Annotated in this window: 16 protein-coding genes; 9 read left to right on the plus strand and 7 right to left on the minus strand. The window is 64.8% G+C overall.

The window, feature by feature from the left end:
- On the minus strand, positions 1-376 hold a 376-nt coding region (locus C7I85_RS19770), incomplete at its 3' end, for a formate--tetrahydrofolate ligase (protein ID WP_146148903.1).
- 253 nt (positions 377-629) lie between these two features.
- Positions 630-1,754: a DUF2333 family protein gene (locus C7I85_RS19775; RefSeq protein ID WP_106725746.1), complete on the minus strand. Its 1,125-nt coding sequence runs from the start codon at positions 1,752-1,754 to the stop codon at positions 630-632.
- Positions 1,755-2,097: 343 nt separating this feature from the next.
- Between C7I85_RS19775 and C7I85_RS19780 the strand changes: the two genes are divergently transcribed.
- From C7I85_RS19780 to C7I85_RS19800, 5 genes are all read left to right on the plus strand, one after another.
- The gene (locus C7I85_RS19780; RefSeq protein ID WP_106725747.1) at positions 2,098-3,033 is read left to right on the plus strand and encodes a choline ABC transporter substrate-binding protein; all 936 of its coding nucleotides are present in this window, start codon (positions 2,098-2,100) and stop codon (positions 3,031-3,033) included.
- Between the two features lie 150 nt (positions 3,034-3,183).
- Positions 3,184-4,038 carry a choline ABC transporter permease subunit gene (gene choW, locus C7I85_RS19785; RefSeq protein ID WP_106725748.1) on the plus strand — a complete coding sequence of 285 codons (855 nt, stop codon included), beginning with the start codon at positions 3,184-3,186 and terminating at the stop codon, positions 4,036-4,038.
- Positions 4,035-5,219 carry a choline ABC transporter ATP-binding protein gene (gene choV / locus C7I85_RS19790; RefSeq protein WP_106725749.1) on the plus strand — a complete coding sequence of 395 codons (1,185 nt, stop codon included), beginning with the start codon at positions 4,035-4,037 and terminating at the stop codon, positions 5,217-5,219. The genes choW and choV overlap by 4 nt, the downstream gene beginning before the upstream one ends.
- Positions 5,220-5,267: 48 nt before the next feature.
- Positions 5,268-5,897 carry an alpha/beta hydrolase family protein gene (locus C7I85_RS19795; protein WP_106725750.1) on the plus strand — a complete coding sequence of 210 codons (630 nt, stop codon included), beginning with the start codon at positions 5,268-5,270 and terminating at the stop codon, positions 5,895-5,897.
- 154 nt (positions 5,898-6,051) lie between these two features.
- The gene (locus tag C7I85_RS19800) at positions 6,052-8,238 is read left to right on the plus strand and encodes an autotransporter outer membrane beta-barrel domain-containing protein (protein WP_106725751.1); all 2,187 of its coding nucleotides are present in this window, start codon (positions 6,052-6,054) and stop codon (positions 8,236-8,238) included.
- A gap of 256 nt (positions 8,239-8,494) precedes the next feature.
- Here C7I85_RS19800 and C7I85_RS19805 read toward each other — a convergent pair whose 3' ends face one another.
- From C7I85_RS19805 to C7I85_RS19820, 4 genes are read right to left on the minus strand one after another with little or no spacing between them, the layout of a single operon-like run.
- Positions 8,495-10,564: a hypothetical protein gene (locus tag C7I85_RS19805; protein WP_106725752.1), complete on the minus strand. Its 2,070-nt coding sequence runs from the start codon at positions 10,562-10,564 to the stop codon at positions 8,495-8,497.
- 1 nt (position 10,565) lies between these two features.
- Positions 10,566-13,397, minus strand: a complete 2,832-nt coding sequence (locus C7I85_RS19810) for a DUF4159 domain-containing protein (protein WP_106725753.1) — start codon at positions 13,395-13,397, stop codon at positions 10,566-10,568.
- Positions 13,394-14,311 (minus strand): DUF58 domain-containing protein, encoded by a 918-nt coding sequence (locus C7I85_RS19815; RefSeq protein ID WP_106725754.1) that lies wholly within the window; start codon positions 14,309-14,311, stop codon positions 13,394-13,396. Before C7I85_RS19815 ends, C7I85_RS19810 begins: the two co-directional genes overlap by 4 nt.
- Entirely contained in the window at positions 14,311-15,315 is a 1,005-nt protein-coding gene (locus C7I85_RS19820; RefSeq protein ID WP_106725755.1) for an AAA family ATPase, read from the minus strand. The genes C7I85_RS19815 and C7I85_RS19820 overlap by 1 nt, the downstream gene beginning before the upstream one ends.
- Before the next feature lie 137 nt (positions 15,316-15,452).
- On the opposite strand from C7I85_RS19820, the gene C7I85_RS19825 reads away from it, so the two are divergent.
- The 3 genes from C7I85_RS19825 to C7I85_RS19835 are packed head-to-tail and all read left to right on the plus strand — an operon-like array spanning position 15,453 to position 17,989.
- The gene (locus tag C7I85_RS19825) at positions 15,453-16,082 is read left to right on the plus strand and encodes a DUF1285 domain-containing protein (RefSeq protein ID WP_106725756.1); all 630 of its coding nucleotides are present in this window, start codon (positions 15,453-15,455) and stop codon (positions 16,080-16,082) included.
- A gap of 3 nt (positions 16,083-16,085) precedes the next feature.
- The gene (locus tag C7I85_RS19830; RefSeq protein WP_106725757.1) at positions 16,086-16,718 is read left to right on the plus strand and encodes a CoA pyrophosphatase; all 633 of its coding nucleotides are present in this window, start codon (positions 16,086-16,088) and stop codon (positions 16,716-16,718) included.
- Positions 16,715-17,989, plus strand: a complete 1,275-nt coding sequence (locus tag C7I85_RS19835; RefSeq protein WP_106725758.1) for a CCA tRNA nucleotidyltransferase — start codon at positions 16,715-16,717, stop codon at positions 17,987-17,989. Before C7I85_RS19830 ends, C7I85_RS19835 begins: the two co-directional genes overlap by 4 nt.
- A gap of 20 nt (positions 17,990-18,009) precedes the next feature.
- Here the strand turns inward: C7I85_RS19835 and C7I85_RS19840 are convergent, their stop codons facing one another.
- Positions 18,010-18,195 (minus strand): DUF1059 domain-containing protein, encoded by a 186-nt coding sequence (locus C7I85_RS19840; RefSeq protein ID WP_106725759.1) that lies wholly within the window; start codon positions 18,193-18,195, stop codon positions 18,010-18,012.
- A gap of 232 nt (positions 18,196-18,427) precedes the next feature.
- Between C7I85_RS19840 and C7I85_RS19845 the strand changes: the two genes are divergently transcribed.
- A complete protein-coding gene (locus C7I85_RS19845) occupies positions 18,428-18,769 on the plus strand; it encodes a hypothetical protein (RefSeq protein WP_106725760.1) in 342 nt (113 codons plus the stop codon).
- The last annotated feature ends 163 nt before the right edge of the window (positions 18,770-18,932 follow it).

The following is an 18,932-nucleotide window of genomic DNA, read 5'->3' on the forward strand; positions in this document are numbered from 1 at the left end:
TCATGTCCTCCATCGGCACCACCTGGGCATAGCCGCCGCCGGCGGCACCGCCCTTGACGCCGAAGTTCGGCCCGAGCGAGGCCTCGCGGATGCAGATCACCGCCTTCTTGCCGATGCGGTTCAAGCCGTCGCCGAGGCCGACCGTGGTGGTGGTCTTGCCCTCGCCGGCCGGGGTCGGGTTGATGGCGGTGACCAGGATCAGCTTGCCGTCCTTGCGCCCCTGCACCGACTGGATGAACTCGGCCGAGATCTTGGCCTTGTCGTGGCCGTAGGGCAAAAGATGCTCCGAGGCGATGCCGATCTTGTCGCCGATCGCCTGGATCGGCTGCTTCTTCGCGCCGCGCGCGATTTCGATGTCGCTCTTGAATTCCGGCATTGGTCGAATGTTCCTCGGTTCGTTTGACAATGCTTCTTTGGCGCCGTTCTAGCCGACGCATTTCCGTCGGCATAGAAGCCCGAGAGGGCTCATCTTCGCCGTCTCAAAACAGCCGCGCAATACACGGATTGCGACAGGGGGGAAGGACGCGGCAGTAGGGGAGTAGGGTAATAGGGCAGTAGGGGAATAGCACCTCGCCAGGCCGAAGGCCCAGCTTTTCCCTACTGCCTTACTGCCTCATTCTCTTATTGCCCTATCTCGACAGCGAGTTGCTGATCTCGACCAGGTTCGAGCGCACGCGCAGGATATAGAAGCCCATGGTGATAAGGTGCGAGGGCATGATCCAGCCCGCTTCCGCGCCGTTGGAGATGATGAAGGGCTGGATGTTCAGCGCCGAGCGGGTCTGCTCTTCCATCTGCTTCCACAGGCTGTCGAGATTGCGCGTGCGCAGCACGTCCTCGAAGTCGGCATGCGTGGCCTTGAGCAGGCCGTAATAGCCGTAGAGCTGGCCATAGGCGAACCAGAAGCGGTCGTCGGCGCGCGGGTCGAGCCAGCCATTGCTGTTGTTTTCGGCGCGGTCCTTCAGGATGGCCGAGGTGCCGCCGATGTCGTTGGCGATGCGATCGATGAACTGGATGAGGTTGTCGGCGCGCGCGTCGAAGACGGCGCCGCATTTCTCCAGCCGCGTGTTGAAGGTGCGCAGGCTCTTGATTGCCGCGCGATAATAGCTGGGCGTCGGCGTCTTGGGGCCGAAGGGCCGCAGGCCAAAATACCAGGTGTATTCGTCGAACTGCATGTTGCCGCGCGCCGACTGCAGGTCCGAATCGACCTGGCTGGTGCCGCGCAGGCGGCCGAGATTGTCGGCAAGCTCGGTGGTGGTGCGGCGCACCGCCTGGTTTATGCCGCGCTGGAACGAGGCCTTGTTGTCCAGGAAGGGCGTGTCGTCCCAGGACAGGCCGAAGAAGCCGAGCTTGTAGAGAAGCATCGACGAGATCCAGGCGTTCTGGTTGACGTTGAAATCGGTGAGATCGGCGGCGACGTCGGCTATGGCGGAGCGGCCGCAGCTCTTGGCAGCGGCGGCGGTGTCGGTCGTCGTACTTGTGCTGCTTGCATCGCCGACCTGTTCGCCGGCGCTGACATTGCGCTTCTCGAAGCCGTAGGCGTCGGCATAGTCGGGATTGAAGTTCGTCCAGACCTGCGTGGTCCAGACGAAATAGCCGTAAAGCGCGACAAAGCCGACGACGCAGACGCCGACCACTGCCTGCACGATCCAGTTGGCGCGCAGATAACAATGCCAGAGCCACCTGAAGGGCCAGGCGATCCCCCGCCCGATCGCACGGAAAATCCGGATCAAGAAATTCACGACCGGCTCGAGCATGTGGTCTGCTTCCCTCTCTGGCGCGATCCCGCCGACCGTCGGGCAGGAGCCGCATCGCGCAATTGCTGGCCCCCGGCGGTCGCGGGATGCCTCCCGGCGCCGGATGCGCCCCTCCCAGATATGTGGTTTTGGCAGGCTCTACAACATGGCGAGATACTTGCCGCGATAACTTCAGCGATGCATCGCAGTCATCTGTGAACGACAAATTTGTCGCCCAAAGAAAACTTCGCGGCGCGTGCTGCCCAGTGTAGAAGCTTGAAACCATTCCAAAATGGTGTTTGGCTAAAACATGAATGGCCTAAGCCACACGCCAGTCGCAGCAAATTCACAATGGGAGAGACGCATGTCGCGTATGAAAACATTCGCCATATCGCTTGGTATGGCGGCAATCCTCTATTCGGGCACCGCGCTCGCCGGTGACCCTGAAAGCTGCAAGACCGTTCGCCTGTCCGACGTCGGCTGGACCGACATCCAGGCAACCACCGGCATCGCCTCGGTATTGCTCACCTCGATGGGCTACGAGCCGCAGGTGATCCAGCTCTCGGTGCCGGTGACCTACGCCTCGCTGAAGAACAAGGATCTCGACGTCTTCCTCGGCAACTGGATGCCGTCGATGACCAACGACATCAAGGACTATGCCGCCGAAGGCTCGGTCGAGACCATCAGCGAGAACCTGTCGGGCGCGGGCTACGGCCTGGTGGTGCCGAACTATGTCGCGGATGCCGGCGTCAAGACGCTGACCGACCTCGGCAAGTTCAAGGACAAGTTCAACGGCAAGATCTACGGCATCGAGGCCGGCAATGACGGCAACCGCATCATCCTCGACATGATCAAGAACCCGGCCGACAATCTGGACGGCTTCGAGCTGGTCGAATCCTCCGAGGCCGGCATGCTGACCCAGGCCGAGCAGTCGATGAAAAACAACGACTGGATCGTGTTCCTCGGCTGGACGCCGCATCCGGTGATGGGTGCCATGAAGATCACCTATCTCGACGGCATGGGCGATTCCGGCTTCGGCGCCGCCACCGTGCACACCAATGTGCGCAAGGGCTACACGACCGAGTGCCCCAATGTCGGCAAATTCATCGCGAACCTGAAGTTCAACCTCGATATGGAAGGCGCGATCATGGACAAGATCCTGAAGGGCGGCGACGCCAACGCCGCCGCCACCGAATGGCTGAAGGCCAATCCGGACGCGGTGAAGCCGTGGCTCGAAGGCGTGACCACCTTCGACGGCGGCGACGCAGCTGCTGCGGTCAAGACCGCGATCGGCGGCTGACATAGAACGAACTCGCTTTCCCCTCGCTTCGGCGAGGGGAGGGTGTTGCGGTGACGCCGACGCCGCCCCGCGTCGGCGTCGTCTTGGGGGGATGGCCCTGACGGGTCGGGAGAGGGGCAGCCGCTGTTTTTCGGCAGCAGAAGGGACAAGATGGATCCGGTTTCGCAATTTCTGGCCAGCTACAAGATACCGATCGGCGCCTGGGGCAAGGCGTTCTTCACGTTTCTGACCGACAATTTCGACGCCTTCTTCCGCGGTCTCTCGAATAGTCTCAACTTCATCCTCAACGGGCTCGTCGACACGTTCCTGTTGATGCCGCCGGTTCTGCTGGTGGCCTTGATCGCGCTGCTCGCCTGGTATCTGCAGCGCTCCAAGACGCTGGCGCTGGGCGTTGCAATCGGCCTGCTCTTCATCATCAATCAGGGGTTGTGGAAGCAGACCGTGCAGACGCTGGTTCTGGTGGTGGCCGCTTCCGCCGCCTCCATGCTGATCGGCGTGCCGCTCGGCATCTGGGCCGCACACAAGCCCAAGGTCTACCGGGTGATGCTGCCCGTGCTCGACCTCATGCAGACGCTGCCGACCTTCGTCTATCTCATTCCGGTGCTCACCCTGTTCGGCCTCGGCAATGCGCCGGGCCTGATCGTCACCATCATCTTCGTCATCCCGACGGCGGTGCGCCTGACCCATCTCGGCGTCGTCTCGGTGCCAAAGGCGATCGTCGAGGCCGGCGAGGCCTTCGGTGCCACCAAACGCCAGCTTTTGTGGAAGGTGGAACTGCCGGCCGCATTGCCCACCATCATGGCGGGGCTGACCCAGTGCATCATGCTGTCGCTGTCGATGGTGGTGTTTGCCGCCCTTATCGGCGCCGGCGGGCTGGGCACCGAAATCAACCGCGCGCTCGGCTCGCGCAAGATCGACCTCGGGCTTGAGGCCGGCCTGGCGATCGTCGTGCTCGCCATCGTGCTCGACCGCATGACCCGCATCGGCGTCGGAGGCAAGAAATGAACGTCGCCGTAGATTTCAAGAATGTCGACATCGTCTTCGGCCCGGACACGGCCGATGCGCTGGCCATGGTCGACAATGGCGCGACGCGCGCGGAAATCCTGGAAAAGACTGGCAATGTGCTGGGCTGTGCGGGCGCCAACCTCACCGTCAACGAGGGCGAGATCTCCGTCCTCATGGGCCTTTCGGGCTCGGGCAAGTCGACGCTGCTGCGCGCCGTGAACCGGCTGAACGTGGTGTCGCGCGGCCAGGTTCTGGTCAAAGACGGCGACCGTATAGTCGACGTGGTGACCTGCGACGACGCAACGCTGCGCCGCCTGCGCCAGAAGAACGTCGCCATGGTGTTCCAGCAGTTCGGCCTCCTGCCGTGGCGCACGGTGGAGGAAAATGTCGGCCTTGGGCTTGAGCTTGCCGGCGTGCCGGAAGCCGAACGCAAGGAGCGCGTGAAAAAACAGCTTGCGCTGGTCGGCCTCTCGCAATGGGCGAAGAAGTATGCGCACGAGTTGTCGGGCGGAATGCAGCAGCGCGTCGGACTTGCGCGCGCCTTCGCCACCGAAGCGCCCATCCTGCTCATGGACGAGCCGTTTTCGGCGCTCGACCCGCTGATCCGCACCAAGCTGCAGGACGAGCTTCTGCAACTGCAGAAGACGCTGAAGAAGACCATCATCTTCGTCAGCCATGATCTTGAGGAAGCGCTGAAAATCGGCAACACGATCACCATCATGGAGGGTGGGCGCATCGTCCAAAGCGGAGCGCCCGAGGACATCGTGCTGCGCCCCGCCAACGACTATGTCCGCGACTTCATCGCCAATGTGAATCCGCTTTCGGTGCTGACGGCCTGGAACGTGATGCGCGACCGGCGCGATCTCGAAAGGGCCGGCGAGGACGGCTGGCTGTGGCTGGACCGCCGCCAGACGACGCGCTTCAAGATCGACAGCGATGGGCTGGTGGCCGCGGCAGAGCGCAACGGACAGCCGGCGATCTGGGCGTCATGCGACGAGGTGGAGGGGCTTTCGGCCGACGGCTCGCACGTCTTCTGGGCGCGGCCGGGGACGTCGCTGAAGACGGTGATGCTGGCCATGCACCGCTCGCAGACCGCGCCCGTGGCACTGTTCGACGAGCAATCGCGCTTCGTCGGCGCCATCGGCATCCGGGACGTGCTGTCGGCGGTGCTGCGGAAGTAGCGCGGCGGCTTGCCGATCTTGCGGAGAGTGAGGCGCAGGACGTGATAGATGCCTGATCTGCTTTTCACGGGGCCCGACGACGCCCGGCTGACCTTGATGCTCGCCCACGGCGCGGGCGCGCCGATGGATTCGGGCTGGATGAATGCGATGGCCGAAAGGCTGGCGGGCCATGGCATACGCGTCGCCCGCTTCGAGTTCGGCTATATGGCCGCGCGGCGCTCGGGCCAGCGCAAGCCGCCGCCGCGCGCCGAAACCCTGCTTGGCGAATATCTCGATGCGGTCGATGCGCTGGGGCCGACCCAAAACCTGTTCATCGGCGGCAAGTCCCTGGGTGGACGCGTGGCGAGCATGGTGGCCGACGAGCTTTTTGCGCAAGGCAAGATCGCGGGGCTCGTCTGCCTCGGCTATCCGTTCCACCCGCCGGCCAAGCCGCAGCAACTTCGCACCGCGCATCTAAAGCATCTCGCCGTGCCGGCACTGATCTGCCAAGGCACGCGCGACCCATTTGGCACGCGCGACGAGGTTTTATCCTACGAGCTTTCGCCGCAGATCAACATCGAGTGGCTCGAAGACGGAGACCACGATTTCAAGCCGCGCAAGCCTCTGACGCTGGACGGCAATCTCGATGCCGCAGCCGCCGCTGTTGCCGGCTGGATGCGGGAAATCGTGGCCGAATAGGCTGTAAAACGTTGCCGAAATGGAACGCGCCTACCGAAATCGGTAACGCTGGCCGAGGCTTCTGCGGGCGAAGGCGCGGAGATACTTGCCAGAAGGCGTTATCGAAGGCAGAATCAACCTCTGACTGCAATGCGGCGCGTACGCGAGGGGCGACATGGCATTTGCACTGCGCAGGGGTACACGGTCGATAGCGCTTTCGCTACTGGCTGCGACAGCATTGGCATCCGGCCCTGCATTCTCCGACGGCTTTACCATTTCAGGACCAACGACCGGCCCGCAGGTCATGGATCATGACGGCGACATTGGAACGGTCACATCGGGGGGCTCCATCTCCCTGTCGGTTTCTGGCCGCGGTGCAGTGGAGATGCTCGAAGCCAACCAGAAGCTGACCAATGACGGCTCGCTGGCCGCGGCAGGAATAGGATCACTCGGCATAGCCAGCGGCGGCCAAGGAGCGATCATCGTAAACAATGGCTTGCTGCGCGCGGACAGTGGTGTGTTCGGTGGTATCTTTGCGCTCGGCGATAGAACCCGGATCACCAACAGCGGTATGGTAGAGGTCGGTGGGACCAATGTCTTTGGCATCGATATCAAAGGGGAGAATTCAAGCGTTTCCAACAGCGGAACGATCCGAGCTGTGGGAAACGGTTCCCTAGGCATCGTGGCTGCCGGAAGTGGTGGCCAAGTAAAGAACAGTGGAAAAATCGGCACGACGGGTGAGGGGAGTACGGGCATCATCGTTGGTGATCCCGATCCCTCGATAGTCATCTCAGGTGTGACGGTTTTGAATGATGGCTCGATCCACACCTCAGGGCAGGCTAGCTTTGGCGTGGCCGCCCATGCTGACCGGGTCTCCATTACAAACCATGGCGCAATCGATAGCAGCGGGCAGGCGGCGGGCGGGATTGTCGTCTGGGGTAACGATGCGAGTATATCAAATAGCGGCTCGATCAGGGTCTCGGGCGCGACCTCCGTGGGTATCGGCGTTGGCCTCGGCAACAACGCAGCTATTCGTAATAGTGGTTCGGTGATTGTCGACGGCGCCACTTCTGTGGCCATCGAGGTCGGGAGTAACAACGCCGTTGTCTCAAATTCCGGCACGATCTTTAACAACGGCGATGCCGCAATCCTTTTCGCAGGCAACAACGCCACGCTGAACCTGCTTGCCGGCACGCGCATCCAAGGGGCAATTGTCTTCCAAGGTGCTGACAACACCGCCACCTTCGGCTCGGGTCTCAATGCGATGATGACGTTCTCCGGAACCGGCGTCCCAACGATCATCCGCACCGATGGGCTCCCCTTCGTCGTCAGCGGCAACACGGTTGCCGTTCTCGACACCGCCGGCTTCGGCACAGCCGGCAGCGTGGTGGCCGACCTGACGGGCAATATCGCCGGCGCCATTGAGGATCGTCTGACCCAGGTACGGCGCGAAAGGATCGTCGGCGCCGCACTCGGCCTGCGCGGTGGCCATGGCATTGGCGCAGGCGAGGAGGGGACGGCTGTGACCGGCATCGGGCCGGCATTCTGGGCGACCGCGATCGGCGGTTATCGCAAGCAGAACGGCTCGGGTATCGACTTCCACACCTCGCTCGGTGGCGTGGTCGTGGGCGCGGACACCGACATCAACGAATTCTGGCGCGGCGGCGTCTTCCTCGGCGGGGCAGGCGGTTCGTCTCACGTCGACGGCTCCGACCAGGACATCGACAACAGCAGCTTCTTCGGAGGCGGCTATCTCGGCTATACGGCCGGGCTGAATTTCGCCGACCTGTCGCTTTCGGTCGGTTCGTTCCGCCAGGACAGCGACCGCCGCATCGCCAACAACATGGTCGATGGCGGGCTGGAGACGGCGCATGCGAGGTCCAACGGCACCTATGTCAGTCCGGCGTTGACCGTGGGCACGCATGTGATCTGGAACGACACGATGTTCGTGCCGACCCTCAGGCTGCGCTATGCCGGTCTGTTCCTCGACGGCTATTCGGAGACGGGCGGGGGAGATGCGCTGAGGGTGGATTCGCGAGACGTGCATGTGTTCGAGGCGCGCGGCCAGATCGCGCTGCCGCTCGCGCCGCATGTGACCGAGAACGGCATCTGGGCAACCACGCTCCGCGCCGGAATCGACGGCATCGCGCAAAGCCGCGGCAACGTTTCGGCGACACTTTTGGGGCAGGATATCGAGTTTACGCCGGCGGGCCATAGAAGCGCCGTGCGCGGTTTTGCCGGCGCCGACTTCAATTTCATCACCGACAGCCGGTTGCAGTGGCAGGCGACGGTCGAGGCGGGTTACGGCAGCGACAGCGCGTTCATTGCGACGGGCCGCGCGGGGCTGAGCATTCCGTTCTGAGTGAACGGATGATGTTGAGCCATCGTTGATGGGGCGAATCCTCCCTCTCCGTCCGCTTCGCGGCCACCTCTCCCCCGCTTTGCGGGGGCGAGGAACCGGCACTCTCGAAGGTCACCGCGTCTCAGGACTTGGGTTCCTCGCCCCCATGAAATGGGGGAGAGGTGGCTCGGGCATAGCCCGAGACGGAGGGGGGCTCAGCGCCTTGTTCGGGTAGGTCCTTCGAGGCTCGCCGTTTGAGCTCCCGGGGCGCGCTACGCTATCGCCCTTCGCGGTACCACATGGCGCCGAGCGCCATCAGAAGAAGGCCGAGGCCGAAGAAGCCGCCGAAGAGCGGCACGCGGCTGACCGATTTCAGCACGCTGTCATTGGTGGTCCTGAGCCCGATCCAGTCGCGGCCCGCCGCGTCGGAATTGCCACGTACGGGCACGATGCTGGGCACATTGACGCCGGAGGAGGCGGCGAGGCGGCGCACGCTGCCGCCGGTCTTCTCGGCATAAGGTTTTAGGACCGTCTCGGTCGAAACCATGTCGCCGAACTCGGGCGCGTTGATGGGGCCGATATGGGCAAGCGTGCTCAGATTGCCGTTGGCGACCTGGTAGAGGCCGATCTCCTTGGTGACCGCGCTGCCGGAGAAGATGCCGGGCTCGGTCTGCGTCAGCGGCACGGTCATGGGCTTGCCGGATGGCGTGATGACCTTGGCGCTGCCGGGATTGTCGCTCATCGTCTGGCGGCGGATCTCGAGCGTCATGCCGCGGCCGTTCGCGGTGAGCCGTTCTTCCTCGAGCTCGGGCTCCTTCATAAGCCAGTGCGCGATGCGGCGGTAGAGCGAGACATGCGGGCCGCCGCCTTCGAAGCCGCGCGCCCAGAGCCAGCCCTGGTCGGACAGGAACATGCCGACGCGGCCTTCGCCCTTGCGGTCGAGCACCAGGAGCGGCCGGTCGTCGGGGCCCTTCATGACTACTTCGCCTTCGGGGTGATCGACGCCGATGATGCGGAACCAGCGGCTCCAGTTCGGCGGCTCGCTGGTCGAGCCTTCCAGCCCGCGCGTGACCGGATGGCGTTTGCCGAGATCGGTGAGGCGCGGATAAAAGCTTTTCTCAACCACTTCGCCGGTGGGCATGGCGGGCAGCGCCGGCAAAAGCGGCGTGCGCGCGATGGACTGCTGGCCGGCATATTCCGGGCCGGCGGCGATGAGCAGCGCGCCGCCCTTTTCGACATATTCGGTGATGTAGTCGTAATAGAGGATCGGCAGCACGTCGCGGTGCTGGTAGCGGTCGAAGATGATGAGGTCGAACTCGTTGATCTTGTCCACGAACAGCTCGCGCGTCGGGAAGGCGATGAGCGACAGTTCGTTGATCGGCGTGCCGTCCTGCTTCTCGGGTGGGCGCAGAATGGTGAAGTGCACCAGATCAACCGAGGCGTCGGATTTCAGCAGGTTGCGCCAGGTGCGCTCGCCGGCATGCGGCTCGCCGGAAACCAGAAGCACGCGCAGGTTCTCGCGAATGCCGTCGACCAGCGCGACGGAGCGGTTGTTGATGTCGGTGATCTCGCCATCCTCGTGGTCGACGGCGACTTCGATGATGTTGCGGCCGGCATTGGGCACGGTGATGCGCAGCGGCATTTCCTGGCCGATGATGGCGCGTTCGACCGAGACTTGTTTGCCGTTGATCGAGACGCGTACATCGACCGAGCCGGTCTCGCCGCCCGAGGTGATGACGCGGTAGCTCATCTCCAGCGGCTTGCCGACGATGCCAAAGCGCGGCGCCTTCTCAAAGCGGATGCGGCGGTCCTTCTCGCCTTCCTCGCCGGTGATCAGCGCATGCAGCGGGGCGTGGAAGGTCGGCGCGCCGTTCGGCACGTCATGCACCTGCCCGTCTGTGATCATGATCGCGCCGCCGATGCGCGAGGGCGGCACGTCGCGGAAAGCGCCGTCCAGCGCCGAGAACAGGCGCGTTTCGGTGCGTTCGTCGGCGGCGTCGGCCTTGCCGGCTTCCACCACGCGCACCTCGAACTGCTTGAGATGCGCCAGCTTTTCCTGCAGCGAAGCCAGCGCCTCGTTGGTCTGTGCAGTGCGGTCGCCGATGTCCTGGCTGGGGCTACGGTCGACGACCAGCGCCACCACGCTCTGCATGGGCTCGCGGTTCTCGTCGAGCAGCACCGGGTTGAAGAGCGCGACTGCCAGCGCAACCAGCGCGACCAGCCGGAGCAGGCCGCCGCGCCGGCGGAACAGAAGGCCGGCCAGCGCAAGCAATGCCAGCGGCACGAGGATGAGGGCCAGCAGCGGCAGGCCGAGCAGCGGTTCGAAGGAGAGCGACCAGCTGTTCATGCTACTGCCCCAACCTTTCGAGCAGGGCGGGCACGTGCACCTGGTCGGATTTGTAGTTGCCGGTCAGCATGTACATGACGATGTTGACGCCGGCACGATAGGCAAGCAGGCGCTGCTGCGGGTCGGACGGCACGGTGGGGAACATCGGGTTGCCGCTTGCGTCGACGGCCCAGGCGCCGGCGAAGTCGTTGGCGGTGATCATGATCGGGGTCACGCCATCGCCGGTGCGCACCGGGCGATGCTCGACATTGTTGGCCTCCAGCGAAGCCTCGACCCAGAGCGGGCTGCCGTTGAAGCGGCCGGGAAACTCCGGAAGGATGTAGAAGGATTTCGTCAGCACGTGGTCGGCCGGCACTGGCTCCAGCGGCGGCACGTTGAGATTGGCCAGGATGTCGCGCAGCCGCCCTGTCGCCGGGCTGGCCGAATCCCCGCCGATGCCGTTGGCATACTGGTCGCGCGTGTCGAACAGAACCGTGCCGCCTTGCTGCATATAGGCGTCGATGCGGGCGATGGCTTCCTGCGAGGGCATGGGCGCCTTGGGATCGATCGGCCAATAGATGATCGGGTAGAAGGCGAGCTCGTCGTGCGCGATGTCCACGCCGGCCGGATCGCCCGGCTCGAGCGCGGTCTTGTCGATGAGGAAGCGGGTCAGGCCTTCGAGGCCGGCGCGGCTGATGTCGTCGACCGAGGAGTTGCCGGTGATCACATAGGCGAGCCGGGTCTTCGACACGGCCTGGATGGCGGCTTCGTCGCCCGGCTTGGAATCGTCGGCGTGCGCAGCATGCGGCGCGAGGGCGAAGAACAACGCGCCCGCGGCCAGCAGCACGGCGGCGGCGCCTGCACCGCGCGCGGCGGCGCGGCTGCGGCGACCGGCGAACATGCCGCCCAGCCAGAACACGGCCAGCGTGTCGAGCAGCATGAGGACCAGCGCGGCAGCCACGAGCGGCCCCTTGAGGTCGCGGGATTCGTCGAAGGCATAGCGCATCTCGGTCACGGGCGCCGCGATCTCTGGGCGCGCCAGCGGGGCGAGCGTTGCGTCTGCGGGGAGCAGATTGTGCGCCACCACGCCTTCCTCGCTGCCGTAGAGGCCGGGCGGGTTTTCGATGGTCACTGGCACCGGGCCGCGCCCGACCGTCAGCGGCCGCGCCTCGGCGGGCGGCGGCACCAGAGTGCCGTTGGCATCGATCATGCGATAGGGCGCCAGCGAGGCCACCTGGCCTTCGCCATTGGCGGCGACGTTGCCCTGGTTGCGCGACATCTGCACGAGACGGCGCAGCATTTCGACGAAGCTGCCGGAGATCGGCAAGTTGGACCATGTCGCCTGCGGCGCGGTGTGGAAAAGCACCAGCGTGCCTTTCTCGCGCTTTGCGCCGGTAACCAGCGGCGTGCCGTCGGCGAGGTTGGCCCAGGTGCGGTCGACGATGTCGGCCGAGGGCTCGGCCAGCACCTGGCGGCTGACGGTGACCTCCGAAGGCGGGGCGAGATCGGAGAACGGGCCGGTCTTGGGGAATTCGGTGACCGGCTGCGGCTCGGTCCAGGACAGCGCGCCGCCCAGCGAGCGCTCGCCGGTGCGCAGGCGGACGGGCAGCAGCTCGTCGTCATTGCCGGCGGCGGCGAGGCGCGAGCCTGCAAAGCGCACCAGCATGCCGCCATTGTTCACCCACTCCACCAGCTTCTGGTGGGCGGGCTCGGGAATGTTGCCGATATCGGCCATGACGATCATGGCCGGTTTCTGCTCCAGAAGCTGCGGGATGGCATCGGCGAGATCGCGGCTCTGCGGCTCGACCAGGTCGGCGAAAGGCTGCAGCGCCCGGCGGATATAATAGAGCGGCGAAAGCAGCGGCTGCGCCTGGTCGGCCTCGGATTGCGAGATCAGCCCGACGCGGCGGCGCTTGGCGCTTTCGTCCAGCACCCGCACGGCGCCGGCGTGGTTTTCGCCGTCGATCGATATGGCGGCAAAATCGTTGCGCAGCTCGAAGGGAACCTTCATCAGCCCCGCGCCCTTGGTCTCGCCCATGCCGAAGGTGATGGTCGCGTCGGCAATGCGGCGGCCTTTGTCGTCGAAGGCGCCGGCGCTGATCTGGCGCGGCGCGGCGTCACTCGACGGGCGGACGGCGGTGAGCGCAAAGCCGTCGATCTGGTTTTCGGTGCTGGTCAGGCCAACGGTCGCAAGACGATCGGGAACCGCCCAGATCACGCTCGACGGACCCTTGCCGAGAAGCGTCTTGAAGGCGGCGTCGTCGCCCGGCGCGGCAAGGCCGTCGGCCAGCACGGCAAGGCTTGCGCCGGGCATGGTGTCGAGGGCTGCGGCGACGCGGGCATAGACGCCAGGCCGGTCGGTCGGGATCGGGCGCGGATGGGTGGCGCGCAGCTTGTCGCGGGCAGCCTCGGGCGAGAAAGGACCGATGTCGGCATTCGGCTTCTCGGCGGTGAAGGCCAGCAGGATCGGCACGCCGCCAGCCGCGGCATCGTCGATCAGCCGCTCGGCAGTCGCAACGCGGCGGTCCCATTCGGGCGAGGCAGCCCAGCCATTGTCCATGACCAGTGCCAGCGCGCTGCCGGCGGTCGGCAGCTTTTCGCGCGGGTTGAAGATGGGTTCGGCCAGCGCCATCACGACGAGCGCGGCCATCAGCAGCCTGAGCAGCGTCAGCCACCACGGGCTTTGCCGCGGCGTTTCCTCGCGCTTCAGCACGCGAGCCAAAATCTTCAGCGGCGGAAAGATCTCCGTCTGCGGCTTGGGCGGGGTGAGCCGCAGCAGCCACCAGATGACCGGCAGCGCCAGAAGGCCCCACAGGATCGCGGGGAAGCCGAACGAGAGCGGCAGCCAGCTCATGCGCGCACTCCCGTGGCGTAGCTGCTGTCAGCGCTCATGGCCATGTGCACCTGCACCAGCGCCTCGGAGGCGAGGCGGTCGGTGTGGTTGACGGTGTAGCTCCAGCCAAGCCGCTTGCACCAGGCGGCAAGCTCCTCGCGGCGGGCGGTGTAGAGGCGGCGATAGTCCTCGCTCAGCTGCTCGGCGCGGCCGGCGGTGATCTTGTCGCCGGTTTCAGGGTCGCTGAACTCGGTGCGCCCGGAATAGGGAAAGGTTTCTTCGGCCGGATCGGCGACCTCGATCAGATGCGCACGAGCGCCACGCCGCGCGAGCACATCGAGCCAAGCCATTGTTTCCTCGACGGGATCGAGAAAGTCACTGGCAATGACGATGTCGGAAAAACGGCGCACGGCGCTGAGATCGGGCCGGTGCGGCAGCACGCCCGCATGGGAAAGGTGGGTGGCCAGCCGCTCGGCGCCGTTGCGGGCGGTGAAGGGATCGGTGAGGCCCGGCCAGGCGATGCGCTCGCCGCCGCGCGACAAAAGCTCCGCCAGCGCCAGGATCAGCACCAGCGCGCGCGACTCCTTGGAAACATTCGCGCCCCTCGACTTGTAGAGCATGGAGGCGGACGGGTCGGCCCACAGCCAGACGGTGTGGGCGGCCTCCCATTCGCGGTCGCGCACATAGATATGGTCGTCGCGGGCAGAGCGGCGCCAGTCTATGCTGGCCATCGTCTCGCCTTCGACATAGGGGCGGAACTGCCAGAAATTCTCGCCGATGCCGCGCTTGCGGCGGCCGTGCCAGCCGCTGATGACGGTGTTGACCACGCGGCGCGCCTCGATCAGCAGGTCGGGCACCAGAAAGGCACGCTGCCTTGCGCGGGCAAGGGCGTCCTTGGTGCCGACCGGGGGCGACGCCTCGCCGATACGTGCCATCAGATTCCCTTCACCAGCCGCGCCACCACGTCGCGCACGCTCATGCCTTCGGCGCGGGCGGCGAAGGTGAGCGCCATGCGGTGCTGCAGAACCGGCTCGGCCAATGCCTTGATGTCGTCGATCGATGGCGCCAGCCGGCCGTCATAGAGCGCGCGAGCGCGGGCGCAGAGCGTCAGCGCCTGGCTGGCGCGTGGGCCGGGACCCCAGGCGACATGCTTGTCGGTGTCGGCATTGCCCTGGCCGGGACGGGCCGAGCGCACCAGCGACAGGATCGCCTCGACCACGGTTTCAGGCACCGGCATGCGGCGGATGAGCCGCTGGATCTCCTGCAGACGCTCGGGCGTCAGCACATTCGCGGCCTTGGCCTCCCCGACGCCGGTGGTTTCGAGCAGGATGCGGCGCTCGGCCTCGATGTCCGGGTAGAGGATGTCGATCTGCATCAGGAAGCGGTCGAGCTGGGCTTCGGGCAGCGGGTAGGTGCCTTCCTGCTCCAGCGGGTTCTGGGTGGCCAGAACGTGGAAGGGGGCGGGCAGGTCATGGCGGGCACCGGCGACGGTGACGTGATACTCCTGCATCGACTGCAGAAGCGCCGACTGCGTGCGGGGGCTTGCGCGGTTGATCTCGTCGGCCATCAGCAACTGGGCGAAGATGGGACCGGGGATGAAGCGGAAGGAGCGCCTGCCGTTCTCGTCCTGCTCCATCACTTCGGAGCCGAGGATGTCTGAAGGCATCAGGTCGGGGGTGAACTGGACGCGGCGCGAATCCATGCCGAGCACGATGCCCAGGGTCTCGACCAGCTTGGTCTTGGCAAGGCCCGGAACGCCGACCAGAAGCGCGTGACCGCCGGCCAGAAGCGCCACCAGCGTGCGCTCGATGACGCTCTCCTGGCCGTAAATGACCCTGCCGATGCCGTCGCGAACCCGGGCAATGTCGCCAAGTGCCTTCTCGGCATCCGCGATCATTTCCTTCTCGCCGATCGAGGGGTCCTTGATCACTACGCTCATACCGCTTCGATCCTCGCTTCTGGGCGAATATGTAGCCATTTCTGGCTGTTACGATTCGCTCTTTTGCAGTCCAATCAAGTGAACTTAAATCACTGCACTAGGCTGACAAGCGCAACAACAGTGACTATTTCGTGACGATGACCCATGACAGCCAAGATCATCAAGAGAGCCTGACGGCGGCGGGCGACGCCGCCGGGCTGCAAGCACTTATTTCGCGCGCCGCCCGCGCGGGGCAAGGCCTGCCGCCGGTGGAACGCTGGAATCCGGACTTCTGCGGCGACCTCGACATGGAGATCCGGCAGGACGGAACCTGGTTCTATCTCGGCACCCCGATCGGCCGCATGCCGCTGGTGCAGCTCTTCTCCACGGTGCTGCGCAAGGACGCCGACGGCAAGACCTATCTGGTGACGCCGGTGGAGAAGGTGGGCATCCGCGTGGTGGATGCGCCTTTCGTGGCCGTCGAGATGACGGTGACGGGCTCGGGCGACGAGCAGGTGATTACCTTCCGCACCAATGTGGGCGATGTTGTGGAGGCCGGCCCGGAGCAGCCGATGCGCTTCGTGGACGAAGACGAGACAGGCGGCCTGAAACCCTATGTGCTGGTGCGTGGCCGGCTGGAAGCGCTGGTAGCGCGGCCGGTGATGTATGAGCTGGTCGAATATGGCGAGGAGGTCGAGATCGACGGCGAGCAGATGTTTGCCGTGCGCTCGAAGGGGGCTGTGTTTCCGATAATGCCGCTGGAGAAGCTGCAGCGGTTGAGTGCCTGATCCATGAACGAGTTCGCCATACCGCCATTTTCAGCGAACGATTTTCGCGAGCGCGTGGTGCGCCTGCATCCGGAAGATGCCAGGCACGACTATGGCGACCATTATTTCAATCCCGGCTTCGGCGATCTGATCAAGCGGGACAATCTGCGCGCGGCGGCCGTGCTGATCCCGGTGGTGGACCATGGCAAGGAGGCGAGCGTCATCCTGACCAAGCGGGCCGAGAAGCTGCGCAGCCATTCCGGCCAGGTGGCGTTTCCGGGCGGGCGCATCGACGCCACCGATCCGACGCCGGAATTTGCCGCGCTGCGCGAGGCGCAGGAGGAAATCGGGCTCGATGCCGGCCATATCGAGGTCATCGGCCGCATGCCGGACTATGTGTCGGGCAGCGGCTATCGGATCGCGCCGGTGCTGAGCATCGTGCAGCCGGGCTTTCACCTGACGCTCAACGCGCATGAGGTGGATGTGGCTTTCGAGGTGCCGTTGCGCTTCCTGATGGACCCGGCCAATCATCACCAGAACAGCCGGGTTTGGGACGACCGCAGATGGGTCTATTACGACATGCCCTATGGCGGCCAGCGCATCTGGGGCGTTACGGCCGGCATCATCCGGACCCTCTATGAAAGGTTTTATGCATGAGCGGCAGCGCAACGATCGCCGGCAAGGCGGACTGGCTTGACGATGCGCCGCTGCAGGCGCTGCTCGCGGCGCTGAATGCGGATGGCGAGCAGGCGCGCATCGCGGGCGGTGCGGTGCGCAACGCGCTTCTAGGTCAGCCGGTTTCCGACGTCGACATTGCGACCACGACCAATCCCGACGAGACCATGCGGCGTGCCAAGGCGGCCGGATTCAAGGCCATTCCGACCGGGGCCGAACACGGCACCATCACGGTGGTTGCGGGCGGCCGGCCGTTCGAGGTGACGACGCTGCGTGCCGACATCGAAACAGACGGGCGCCGCGCCAAGGTGCATTTCGGCCGTGACTGGAAGGCTGACGCCGAGCGGCGCGATTTCACCATCAACGCGCTTTACGCCGAGGCGGACGGACGGGTGGTCGACCTGGTCGGCGGGCTTGCGGACCTGGAGAGCCGCACACTGCGCTTCATCGGCGAAGCGGAAGCGCGCATCCGCGAGGACTATCTGCGCATCCTGCGTTTCTTCCGCTTCTTTGCCTGGTATGGCGCCGGGCGGCCCGATGCCGAGGGGCTGAAGGCCTGCGCGCGGCTGAAGGATGGCCTCGACCGGCTGTCGGCAGAGCGGGTGTGGAGCGAGCTCAAGAAACTGCTTTCCGCGCCAGACCCTTCGCGGGCGCTTCTGTGGATGCGGCAGGCGGGCGTGCTGACGCGCATCCTGCCCGAGAGCGAGAAGTGGGGCATCGATGCCATCCACGCACTGGTGGCCACTGAAGCCGGGCTGGGCTGGACCGCCGATCCGTTGCTGCGGCTGGAGGGCATCGTGCCGCCGGATGCGGTGCGCATGGCCGCAATGGCCGAGCGGCTGCGGATGTCGCGTGCCGAGGCCGAGCGGCTGGCGCAATGGGCGCTCTCGGACACGCCGGCGCCGACGCTGACCGAAGGCGCTTTTGCAAAAATGCTTTATCGCGGCGATCCGGGCGGCATCGCCGACCGGTCGAAGCTGGCTTTGGCGGCTGCCCGGGGCAAGGCGGCGCAAGACGACAAGGCGATGATGGAAGCGGGCGGCTATTCGCGCCTGCTCGGCTTTGCTGCGAAATGGCAGAGGCCTGAGTTTCCGGTCAACGGCAAGGACCTTGCGGAGCTCGGCGTCGGCAAGGGACCGAAGGTGGGCGAGATGCTGCGCGGGCTGGAGAATGCGTGGATCGATTCAGGTTTTGCGCTCGAACGCGGCGCGCTTCTCGAACGCGCCGCCGATAGCCTCAAGACGGTTGATTGAGACGGGGCGCCGCTTGGCTGTCAGGCGGCGTCGCGAACCTTTTCGATCCGTGAGCGGATCGCCTCGATCATCGTTTCACGAATGATCGTCTCGCCATGGGTTTCGCGCATGTGCTCGACCGCGCGGCGGATGATTTCCGCCTCTTCCTGATGGCGGGTGTGCCAGTCGCAGCCGGGGACGAGTGAGCCGCATTGAAACTCTTTCATGGCTTTTCTCCCTTTGTTTTCATTGCATAATCTGCCTGTTTCGTCCCATTTCCCTGATCGTTGAGATCGAGCGGGACGTTTGGTGGGCTTCTTAGGCATTGCCCAAGGATTGCCCTCCCGAGACGTGTCGTCAACTGCTTCTGATCGTTGTGGCCGCTTCGCAACCGCCAGTCGAGCGTTGCACTGGATCATGATAGCATGCCGCCTGCCAGCACATTTCCTGGAGGGAACGATGCGTGCTTTGATGATTGCCGTCACATTGCTTTTGATCCCAGGCTCCGCAAACGCCGCCAGCAACAAGCTGCAGTTCTGGAACCTGACCGCAAACACCGTCACGGAATTTTACCTGGCGCCGGCGGGAACCGAGAAGTGGGGCACGAACCAGACGAAAAACGATCCCGACGGCTCGGTCGACCACGATGAGAGGCTGATCATCCGCGACACGCCGGCCGGCACTTACGATGCCAAGCTCACGGACAAGACTGGTCGCACCTGTATCGTGAAGAATGTGGAGGTCAAGGAGAAGGGCGTGTTCTCGATCGAGGAGAAGCAACTGACCGGCTGCACGAAGTGACGGGCGCAGGCACGCAGGATGGTGAATAGTCGCCCGTAACGATCGTCCCGAGCGAGAGGGGAAGTTTAGAGCCAACCGGTCAACTGACCTAAAGCCGCGGCGGAACGAAAGGCTTGGCCATGGGGCCAAAACCTTGCTCTGTTCGCCGACGCAGTCCTCGACG

The organism is Pseudaminobacter soli (ex Li et al. 2025), from assembly GCF_003012705.1.
GTDB classification, from domain to species: domain Bacteria; phylum Pseudomonadota; class Alphaproteobacteria; order Rhizobiales; family Rhizobiaceae; genus Pseudaminobacter; species Pseudaminobacter soli.

What these genes read in the sequence shown, in the direction of transcription:
- C7I85_RS19775 (WP_106725746.1), bottom strand. Translation starts at nt 1,754, where the DNA reads ATGCTCGAGCCGGTCGTGAATTTCTTGATCCGGATTTTCCGTGCGATC.
- C7I85_RS19780 (WP_106725747.1), top strand. Translation starts at nt 2,098, where the DNA reads ATGTCGCGTATGAAAACATTCGCCATATCGCTTGGTATGGCGGCAATC.
- choW (WP_106725748.1), top strand. Translation starts at nt 3,184, where the DNA reads ATGGATCCGGTTTCGCAATTTCTGGCCAGCTACAAGATACCGATCGGC.
- choV (WP_106725749.1), top strand. Translation starts at nt 4,035, where the DNA reads ATGAACGTCGCCGTAGATTTCAAGAATGTCGACATCGTCTTCGGCCCG.
- C7I85_RS19795 (WP_106725750.1), top strand. Translation starts at nt 5,268, where the DNA reads ATGCCTGATCTGCTTTTCACGGGGCCCGACGACGCCCGGCTGACCTTG.
- C7I85_RS19800 (WP_106725751.1), top strand. Translation starts at nt 6,052, where the DNA reads ATGGCATTTGCACTGCGCAGGGGTACACGGTCGATAGCGCTTTCGCTA.
- C7I85_RS19805 (WP_106725752.1), bottom strand. Translation starts at nt 10,564, where the DNA reads ATGAACAGCTGGTCGCTCTCCTTCGAACCGCTGCTCGGCCTGCCGCTG.
- C7I85_RS19810 (WP_106725753.1), bottom strand. Translation starts at nt 13,397, where the DNA reads ATGAGCTGGCTGCCGCTCTCGTTCGGCTTCCCCGCGATCCTGTGGGGC.
- C7I85_RS19815 (WP_106725754.1), bottom strand. Translation starts at nt 14,311, where the DNA reads ATGGCACGTATCGGCGAGGCGTCGCCCCCGGTCGGCACCAAGGACGCC.
- C7I85_RS19820 (WP_106725755.1), bottom strand. Translation starts at nt 15,315, where the DNA reads ATGAGCGTAGTGATCAAGGACCCCTCGATCGGCGAGAAGGAAATGATC.
- C7I85_RS19825 (WP_106725756.1), top strand. Translation starts at nt 15,453, where the DNA reads ATGACCCATGACAGCCAAGATCATCAAGAGAGCCTGACGGCGGCGGGC.
- C7I85_RS19830 (WP_106725757.1), top strand. Translation starts at nt 16,086, where the DNA reads ATGAACGAGTTCGCCATACCGCCATTTTCAGCGAACGATTTTCGCGAG.
- C7I85_RS19835 (WP_106725758.1), top strand. Translation starts at nt 16,715, where the DNA reads ATGAGCGGCAGCGCAACGATCGCCGGCAAGGCGGACTGGCTTGACGAT.
- C7I85_RS19840 (WP_106725759.1), bottom strand. Translation starts at nt 18,195, where the DNA reads ATGAAAGAGTTTCAATGCGGCTCACTCGTCCCCGGCTGCGACTGGCAC.
- C7I85_RS19845 (WP_106725760.1), top strand. Translation starts at nt 18,428, where the DNA reads ATGCGTGCTTTGATGATTGCCGTCACATTGCTTTTGATCCCAGGCTCC.